Raw genomic sequence first — 597 nt, 5'->3', positions numbered from 1 at the left:
CTGTACTGCGACGGAACCGCCGGCAAACGCTGCCCCGTGGGCGCGCCGACGTTCTGGTCCCGCAAGCGCCTGTCGTCGGTGACGACCAAGGCGCAGCGCACCGAGGGCTCCACCACGTTGAGCAAGGTCGACAAGTACCTGCTGACCCAGTCCTTCCCGCGGACCCTGACCGACACCGCCCCGCCGCTGTGGCTGGAGTCGATCCAGCGCACCGGCTACGCCGTGGACGGCTCCACGCAGCAGGTGAACGCGGTGGAGTTCTCCCACAACAACCAGGCGATGCCGAACCGGGTCACCACCGGAAGCGGCGACCCCAGGCCGGCGTTCGACCGGCTCCGGATCCGCCGGGTCGTCACCGAGTACGGCGGTGAGATCGACGTCGAATACTCCGATCCCTGCCCTTCCATGGCCACCTCCGCCCACCCCGACCCCGAGGCCAACGGCACCCGCTGTTACCCGGTCTACTGGAGCCCGGACCCCGAGCAGGAGACCATCGACTGGTTCAACAAGTACGTCGTCACCTCCATCACCCAAAAACCCCGCATCGACGACGTCCCCGACCTGGTCACCGAATACCAGTACCCCACCGACGGCGCC

Annotated in this window: 1 protein-coding gene; it reads left to right on the top strand. The window is 67.8% G+C overall.

Annotation, left to right across the window (positions count from 1 at the left end):
• Nucleotides 1-36: 36 nt before the first annotated feature.
• A partial coding sequence (locus AC3EUJ_RS37245) for a hypothetical protein (RefSeq protein WP_431969445.1) occupies nucleotides 37-597 on the top strand: 561 nt, incomplete at its 3' end.

Source organism: Actinacidiphila sp. bgisy160 (assembly GCF_057707815.1).
The sequence above is the reverse complement of the archived record's forward strand: the minus strand, read 5'-3'. Positions and strand labels throughout refer to the sequence as shown.